The sequence below is a fragment of the Microbacterium sp. Leaf151 genome (genome assembly GCF_001424225.1).
Lineage (GTDB): Bacteria > Actinomycetota > Actinomycetes > Actinomycetales > Microbacteriaceae > Microbacterium.
Genome location: NZ_LMOR01000002.1, coordinates 718,111 through 726,299 on the forward strand (window position 1 = coordinate 718,111; position 8,189 = coordinate 726,299).

The window sequence follows — 8,189 nt, forward strand, 5'->3', positions numbered from 1 at the left end:
TCAGGCGTGCCCGGCTCTCTCCATCGCTCGGAGCTCTTTCTTCATGTCCTGCACCTCGTCACGGAGACGCCCGGCAAGCTCGAACTTGAGCTCCGCCGCCGCCGCCAACATCTGTTGCGTGAGGTCGGCGATCGTCGACTCGAGCTGATCCGCCCCTTCGGCGGCGATCCCCGTCCGACGCAGCGACGGCGTGGGCGACTTGCCCTTGCCCGCCTTGTCGTTACGGGCGAGCAGCTTCCTCGTGTCAGTGGCCTCGCGGTTCAACACCTCGGTGATGTCGGCGATCTTCTTCCGCAGCGGCTGCGGGTCGATCCCGTGTTCGGTGTTGTAAGCGACCTGCTTCTCGCGCCGTCGATCGGTCTCGTCGATCGCGTTGCGCATCGAGTCGGTGATCCTGTCGGCGTACATGTGCACCTCACCGGAGACATTTCGTGCGGCACGGCCGATGGTCTGGATGAGCGACGTCCCGCTGCGGAGGAATCCCTCTTTGTCGGCATCGAGGATCGCCACGAGCGAGACCTCGGGCAGGTCGAGTCCTTCTCGCAGCAGGTTGATGCCCACAAGCACGTCGTAGACGCCGGCGCGCAGCTCGGTCAGCAGCTCGACGCGCCGCAGGGTGTCGACGTCGGAGTGCAGGTACCGCACCCGCACACCGTGTTCCCCGAGGAAGTCGGTCAACTCTTCGGCCATCTTCTTGGTCAGGGTGGTGACGAGCACGCGCTCGTCACGTTCGACGCGCACACGGATCTCTTCGAGCAGATCGTCGATCTGGCCCTTCGACGGTTTCACGACGATCTCGGGGTCCACCAGGCCCGTCGGACGGATGATCTGCTCGACCACCCCGTCGGCGATGCCCATCTCGTACCGACCCGGCGTCGCCGACAGGTAGACGGCCTGACCGACGCGCTCCTTGAATTCATCCCACCGCAGGGGGCGGTTGTCCATGGCGCTCGGCAGTCGGAACCCGTGCTCCACCAGCGTGCGCTTGCGCGACGCGTCGCCCTCGTACATCGCACCGATCTGCGGCACCGTCACGTGCGACTCGTCGATGACGAGCAGGAAGTCGTCGGGGAAGAAGTCGAGCAGCGTGTGCGGCGGGTCGCCGGGCATGCGGCCGTCCATGTGACGCGAGTAGTTCTCGATGCCCGAGCAGAAACCGAGCTGCTGCAGCATCTCGAGATCGAACGTCGTGCGCATGCGCAGACGCTGCGCTTCGAGGAGCTTTCCCTGCGACTCGAACTCTTTCAGGCGCTCCTCGAGCTCGTGCTCGATGGTGCCGATCGCTCTCTGAACCGTCTCGGTGCCGGCGACGTAGTGAGATGCCGGAAAGATCGGTACGGAATCCATCTTCTCGATGACGTCACCGGTGAGCGGGTGCAGCGTGTACAGCGCCTCGATCTCGTCGCCGAACATCTCGATGCGGATGGCGTACTCCTCGTAGACCGGGATGATCTCGATCGTGTCGCCTCGCACGCGGAAGTTGCCGCGCGAGAAATCGACGTCGTTGCGGTTGTACTGCATCGAGATGAACTTGCGGATGAGCGCGTCGCGGTCGTACCGCTCCCCCACCTGCAGGGCGACCATCGCGCGCAGGTATTCTTCGGGCGCGCCGAGGCCGTAGATGCACGACACCGTGGACACGACGATCACGTCGCGTCGGGACAGCAGCGAATTGGTGGTCGAGTGGCGCAGGCGCTCGACTTCGGCGTTGATCGATGAGTCCTTCTCGATGAACGTGTCGGTCTGCGGCACATAGGCCTCGGGTTGGTAGTAGTCGTAGTAGGAGACGAAGTACTCGACGGCGTTGTTCGGCATCAACTCGCGGAACTCGTTCGCCAGCTGCGCCGCGAGGGTCTTGTTGTGCGCGAGCACCAACGTGGGGCGCTGCACCTGCTCCACCAGCCAGGCCGTCGTCGCCGACTTTCCGGTACCGGTCGCACCCAGCAGCACGACGTCGGTCTCGCCGGCGTTGATGCGCCCGGCGAGGTCGGCGATCGCCTGCGGCTGGTCGCCGGAGGGCGAGTACTCGCTGATGACCTCGAAGGGACGGACGGAACGCGTTGCCTGCATGATTCCAGCGTAGGCGGGGCCTCCGACATCGGGGTCGGGTTGCGTTTCGCCGTACGCGAGCGCGACGGCGAAAAGAGAGACCCGACCGTCAGCGAGGGCGCGTCACGCGGTCCCACAGCTGGTCGACCTGCTGCCGGGTGGCATCCAGGGTCGTGCCCGTGTCGATGACCACGTCGGCGAGGGCGAGGCGCTCCTCGTCACCGACCTGCGACCCGATGCGCGCGCGCGCATCCCCCTCGCTGAGTCCGCGGATCTCGACGAGACGGCGTACACGTTCCTCCACAGGCGCATGGGCGACGACGACGAGATCCCAGGTATCCCCGCCTCTCGCCTCCGCGAGCAGCGGCACGTCGTAGACGACAACGGCGTCCGGATCGGCGGCGAACGCCTCATCGAACCGCCGCTGCGATTCCGAGCGGACGGCGGGGTGCACCAGCGCATTCAGGGCGGCGAGCCGGTCGCGGTGACCGAACACCAGAGCACCGAGAGCAGGACGATCGAGCGCGCCGTCATCACGGAGCACCGCGGAACCGAACTCCGCGGCGATCGCCTCGAGTACAGGCGATCCGGGCGCCTGTACCTCGCGAACGATCGCGTCCGCGTCGATGACGACGGCTCCGTGGTCGGCGAGAGCGGTCGCGATGGTGGACTTGCCCGAGGCGATTCCACCCGTCAACGCGAGAAGAGGCATTGGACGAGGATGTCACATCGTGGGGCGCACGAAGCCGAGCCCGGCCCTCTGACCGCCTGCCCTCAGAAGCCGAAGTCGCCCCCGAAGTCGCCACCGAAGTCCGCTCCGATGTCGCCGCCCGCACCGGGGTCCACCCCGCCGGCGTCGACCGCCCCGACATCACCCGCCGCGGCATCGCCCGCACCCGCCTCGCCCGCCCCGGCATCCGCGGCGGCGCCGTCGGCGTACCCGGCGTCGTACCCCGGGTCGAACATCGCGCCCACGAGCGCCGAGCCCACCACGTATCCGCCGATCGTGCCGAGCATCGACGCGCCCAGCATCGAGCCGAAGCCCGGGCCTCCCGAGAACGACCTCCCGCCGAACGTGCGCTCCATGAAACCGGGCTGCGAGTACTCGGCGCGGGTCGCGGCGCGCGCGAGAGAGGCGGGCTGGTCGTCGGCCGGGCGCTCGGAGGGCGCCAGACCTGACGAGAGATCCTGCAGTACCTGCTGACGCTGCGCGGGCGTGAGCTTGCCGAACGCCTCGGCGTGCACCTGCTCCACCGTCTCGGGCGGAGCTGTGCGCAAGAGGTACCGGTAGCGATCGACGGCCTGTCGGTCCTCGTCGGATCCGGATGCCACGAACTCACCGCCGCCGGCCGGTGGGGGTGCGTACCTGCCGTCGGCATCGCGCAGTTCGCTCGCCGCACCACGCGGTGCAGCCGATGCGGCCGCGCGCTGCGGCGTCTCGTCGCCGGATCCGAAGAGTCGATCGAGGAATCCCATGGTGCGCTGCCTCCTACATCGTGTGCGGCCCACGCTAGACGGCTCGCCTCAGAGCCCACGAGGGCTTGCCGCCGGCGCGAACAGGTGTTCCCTCACCCGCGCCGGGCGATCGCTTCGCTCACCCACCGGGCGTACCGGGCCCACGGGTCGTCGACCCCGGCCGCGAGTCGGTCGATGTGCGCGTCGAGAGCAGTGGACCGCCGGAACCATTCCGTGCGCCCGAACCTCTCGTCGGCGAACAGCTCGTGACGGCGCCGCTCGACCAGCCTGTCGCCCGGCTCGAAGGCGAGGAGTTCGTCATGCCAGATGGCGGCGAGCCGCTGTCGCGGCCGTGCTGTCGTACCGATTTTGATGCGGTCCTCGAACTGCAGGTAGTACACGACGTCAACGCGGGGCGGAGGTAGTTCATCGTCGACGGCGTCGCCGTGCGGCCATTCGCATACCGCGCACAGCCACCCGGTCGGCCACCGCACCCCGAGGCGCGATGCGCACAGTCGGCACGGTGTCGGCAGAAGGTCGGTCACACCGTCGTGCGCTGTCGTCCACTCCGCGCTGACGGCCGCGTGCCACTCGCAGAGCGCCACCGGCGCCGCGGGGTCGACGGCACCGGCGCAGGAGACGACGAGGCAGACGGGGGCGGACATGCGCTCACGCTATGCCCGACCCCCGACATCGCTCACTCGTCGCTCTCGGGACCCTCCATCACCAGGAAGAGACCGGCGTACGGACCCAGCTCGATCGAGAAGCTCTGCAGTTCGTCGACACGTCCGAGCACGTCACCGGTCGCGGCATCCACTGCGGTGCTTTGCGGAACGAGATACTCGGAGCGCACCGTCCCCTCGATCGTCTCGGCCGAGAAGTTCAGCACCGTGATCTGCAGCGGTGCGTCCTCGGCGCGGCGGTCGCCCCCGTCGAGTCGATGCACCAGAACGAGCATGCTCGGGTGACCCACCTGGGGGATGTCGATCTGCGACGCGATCGCGATGCCGTGGTCACCGCGGATGCGTAGCACGTCGCGCAGCCCAGACAGGAACGACTGCGGATCCGCCTGCTGGTCTCCCAGCGATCCGTAGAGCGAGCGGGCACGCGGCATCCCCGAGATCGACGACGCCGCGTCGGGGGCCACATCGAGCAGATCGTGGGCACCGCGCTCGATCCAGCGGGTGTCGCCCGACGAGATGAGGTGGCGCACCTCGTCGGCGGGCAGCGTAAGCGATCCCGTGAGGTCCCATCCCGACAGGGCGAACACGCCGGGCTGCCACGAGTTGTACTTCGCCAGCAGGAGGTGCGCGTCGCGGATGGCGGGCACGTCGGCCTCGGTGATCTCGCCGAGGGTGGATTTGCCCTGCGTGGCGGCGATGAGGGATGCCGTCGTGCAGGCGATGCCGTTCTGGGTGAAGACGAGGTTGTAGTCGGCGTCGACCGTCAGTTTCTCGGTCAACTCCGCGCGCACCATCTCGGCGATCTCCGCTCCCGAGTGCTCGTCATGCCGGAAGGGATAGAGCGTGTCGCGATGCGTGGTCGCCCAGTGGACGAGTTCATAGGTCAGCTCGTCGTGGTTCTGCATGCCGTGCACCAGCTGCACCGGCTCGACGCCCGTTTCCAGAGCGGTGTTGAGGGCGAGGCGGAGGAACTCCGTGTTCGCGGTCGCGAGCGCGTGGTGATAGCCCGGGCGCGTGACGAAGTCGTACGACAGGTCGGCGCCGACCGCGCTGGTGTCGCGGATGTCCTCCATCGTCAGGTTGAGCTCCTGGAAGGTGAAGCCGCCGACCTTTCGCACCATGCCGGCGATGATGTGGTTCGCCGCGTGCGAGAGCGGGTGGCCCTCCGACCACGCGGGAAGACCTTCGGCGCTCTTCTCGACACCGAGGAAGCCGTTGGCGTCCAGGCGAAGGGCGCTCGTTCCGAGGTCGCCGAGCGAGTGCAAAGCGTCGCCGATGACCAGCCGCATCCCGGCGAAAGTGGGGTCGAGCCAGTTGATCGAGGGCTGCCCCTCCTTGAAGTAGTGCAGGTAGACCCACCGGCGCTCGAGACCGTCGGTGCCGACGACGGGCGCCGTCGCGCTCCAGTTCGTCTCCTTCACACCGGGCGTGTAGAAGATGACGCGCTGCAACTCGCCGATGATGTAGCCGCGCGCGCTCAGCTCGCGTTCGGTGTCGGCGTCGAGATTGACCGAATCGCGCCCCGCGGGCACCTCCGGCAGCATTTCCCAGTCCTCCCGAGGGATCTCGACCATGTGGTAGATGCCGGGATAATCCTTGTAGGCCATCTCGGCGAGGCGGAAGTCGGCGCCCTTCCCCGTGTGGCCGGGGACGATGTCGTCGATCACGCTGCCGCCGTGCGACTCCGCCACATCGGCCACCCGCCGGAAGGCGTTCTCATCGCCGAACTCCGGGTCGATCTGCGTGCTGATGCGGTCGAAGTGACCGTCGACGCTCGGCGTCTCCTGCCATCCCGTGATCCCGCCGGCCCGCTTGACGGGACCCGTGTGGATGCCGTTGATCCCCACCCACTCGAACGCCTCCCACAGAGCTTCATCGCCCAATGCCTCGAGGAAGGACTCCCCCGGTCGAGTGATGAGCGAGATGGGGTACGCCGTGAACCACACGTCGGTCGACTCGATGGCCCGTCGAGCATCGGGACGCGCATAGGGGTTGCGCCACATCGACGGCTGACCCGACAACTGCCGGCTCAGGACGTCGGCGTCCTTCAACATCGACTGCCGCACGAGCCATTCGACGTAGGACGGGTTGAGTCCGTTGGCGTTTCGTGGATCGGTGAGGAACCGCCGCAGCGTGCCGCCGCGGAACTGGTCTCGCGGGCGAAGGCGCCGCGGCCGGGCCGGGTACCGCTGCTCGTCGTAGCTGATCTCGGACACGTTCTCGGCCGCATCCTCCGCATCCACCGGTGTCGACCCCACCATCTCGTCGTCCGTCACACTACGCTCGCCCGCATCGTCCACTCGCGACCTCCCTCACGTCCTTCTCGACGCTAGTCGGTCGAGACGATGATGCGCCGAGGCATTGACCTGGGCGCGGAAAACAGTGACTGTTGCCGTCACCGCGCGGGCGACGACGCCGGGCGCAGCGCCCATACCGCAAGCCCCATGGCCGACGCGCACATCGCCACCACGGCCCCGAGGAACCACCCCCACCCGGCTGTGCCGAAAACGATGCCCAACGCCCATCCGAACAGACTCGATCCGGCGTAGTAGCCCAGGTAGTAAAGCGACGAGGCCTGTGCGCGCGCCTCCGGATGCGCCGCGACCGGCGTCCACCCGGATGCCACGGCATGCGCACCGAAGAATCCCGCGGTGAAGGCGACGAGCCCGACGATCACACTCACGACAGCCGGCACGAACATCAGCGCCGCACCGGCCGCCATGACCACGGAGCACACCAGCAGCACGGATAGTCGACCGTGGCGGACAGCGAGGGCGCCCGCGCGGGGCGACGAGACGGTGCCCGCCAGATAGGCGAGGAACAGCAACGTCACCACGGCCGGTGCAAGGGAGAACGGCGGGTCGATGAGGTGGAACCCGAGGTAGTTGTAGACCGCGACGAAGGCGCCCATCAGCAGAAAACCCTGTGCGTACAGCGCGAGCTGCACCGGCGACCGTAGATTGAGCCACAGACGCCGCCGCACGGACGCGCCGGGTGTCGTGCGAAGACGTCCCGGCACGAACCCCCGAGATGCGGGCACGAGGATCAGAAACAGTACCGCCGCGATCAGACACAACAGAACAACGGATGCCACCCCCCAGCGCCATCCGACCGCCTCGGCCACCCAGCCCGAGACGACCCGGCCGCTCAGCCCGCCGACCGTCGTCCCGGCGATGTAGGACCCCGCTGCCGCCGCGACATAGCGCGCGTCGACCTCTTCGCTGAGGTAGGCGAGGGCCACGGCCGGCACCGCGCCGAGCGCGACACCCTCGAGCAGACGCAGGACGAGCAGGGTGCCGAGATCGTGTGCGAGGGGGGTGAGACCGCCGAAGAAGGTCGCGGCGATGAGGCCGATCGTCATGGCGGGGACGCGGCCGACCCGATCGGCCACGATCGACCAGGGGATGACGGCGACGGCGAGACCCAAGGTCGACGCCGACACGGTCAACGCCGCCGCCGACGGAGTCGTCGGGACGCCTGCCGCGATAGCCGGCAGCACCGCCTGCGTGGCGTAGAGCTGCGCGAATGTCGCGACGCCGCCGAAGAACAGCCCGACCAGGAGGCGGCGATATTCACGGCCGCCCGGCACGTGCCCTGTGAAGTCGGTCACCCGTTCGAGCCTACTTCCGGAGTCCGGGTACGACGAAGCGCTGGTGCGTGGTCCCCGGTTGGGGGATCACATACCAGCGCGTGGTGGTGCGTGGGTGGTGAAATGCGAAATGGCCACCCAGCGTTGGGTGGCCATTTCGGCTTAAAGGAAGTCCGGCGGTGTCCTACTCTCCCACAGGGTCCCCCCTGCAGTACCATCGGCGCTGAGAGGCTTAGCTTCCGGGTTCGGAATGTGACCGGGCGTTTCCCTCTCGCTATGGCCGCCGAAACGCTATTGATGTTCCGTAAACCAACAACGATATTTCATTGTTGTTGTTCTCGACCGTACATCGAGAACCACTCAGTGGACGCAAGCACCAAAAACGGTGTGTTATCAAGTCATCGGCTTATTAT

At 67.5% G+C, this 8,189-nt stretch carries 6 protein-coding genes and 1 rRNA gene; all 7 read right to left on the reverse strand.

Translation table 11 applies throughout. From position 1 onward, the window contains the following. Nucleotides 1-2,070, reverse strand: coding sequence for an excinuclease ABC subunit UvrB (gene uvrB / locus ASF76_RS07435; RefSeq protein ID WP_055955227.1), 2,070 nt, complete (start codon nt 2,068-2,070; stop codon nt 1-3). Between the two features lie 88 nt (nt 2,071-2,158). Beyond that, the gene (gene coaE / locus ASF76_RS07440; RefSeq protein ID WP_055955229.1) at nt 2,159-2,761 is read right to left on the reverse strand and encodes a dephospho-CoA kinase; all 603 of its coding nucleotides are present in this window, start codon (nt 2,759-2,761) and stop codon (nt 2,159-2,161) included. A 62-nt stretch (nt 2,762-2,823) separates the two neighbouring features. Beyond that, complete coding sequence (locus ASF76_RS07445; protein ID WP_055955232.1) at nt 2,824-3,525, reverse strand: hypothetical protein; 702 nt, start codon at nt 3,523-3,525, stop codon at nt 2,824-2,826. A 92-nt stretch (nt 3,526-3,617) separates the two neighbouring features. After that, on the reverse strand, nt 3,618-4,169 hold the full coding sequence (locus ASF76_RS07450; RefSeq protein WP_055955235.1) for a GIY-YIG nuclease family protein: 552 nt from the start codon (nt 4,167-4,169) through the stop codon (nt 3,618-3,620). A gap of 32 nt (nt 4,170-4,201) precedes the next feature. After that, entirely contained in the window at nt 4,202-6,448 is a 2,247-nt protein-coding gene (gene treS, locus ASF76_RS07455; protein ID WP_055955473.1) for a maltose alpha-D-glucosyltransferase, read from the reverse strand. Between the two features lie 134 nt (nt 6,449-6,582). Continuing rightward, nucleotides 6,583-7,797, reverse strand: a complete 1,215-nt coding sequence (locus ASF76_RS07460; RefSeq protein ID WP_055955238.1) for an MFS transporter — start codon at nt 7,795-7,797, stop codon at nt 6,583-6,585. A gap of 150 nt (nt 7,798-7,947) precedes the next feature. Then, nucleotides 7,948-8,064, reverse strand: a 5S ribosomal RNA gene (gene rrf, locus ASF76_RS07465). Between the last annotated feature and the right edge of the window lie 125 nt (nt 8,065-8,189).

Excerpts from the sequence above, each read along its gene's own strand:
- uvrB (WP_055955227.1), bottom strand. The coding sequence starts at position 2,070 with ATGCAGGCAACGCGTTCCGTCCGTCCCTTCGAGGTCATCAGCGAGTAC.
- coaE (WP_055955229.1), bottom strand. The coding sequence starts at position 2,761 with ATGCCTCTTCTCGCGTTGACGGGTGGAATCGCCTCGGGCAAGTCCACC.
- ASF76_RS07445 (WP_055955232.1), bottom strand. The coding sequence starts at position 3,525 with ATGGGATTCCTCGATCGACTCTTCGGATCCGGCGACGAGACGCCGCAG.
- ASF76_RS07450 (WP_055955235.1), bottom strand. The coding sequence starts at position 4,169 with ATGTCCGCCCCCGTCTGCCTCGTCGTCTCCTGCGCCGGTGCCGTCGAC.
- treS (WP_055955473.1), bottom strand. The coding sequence starts at position 6,448 with ATGGTGGGGTCGACACCGGTGGATGCGGAGGATGCGGCCGAGAACGTG.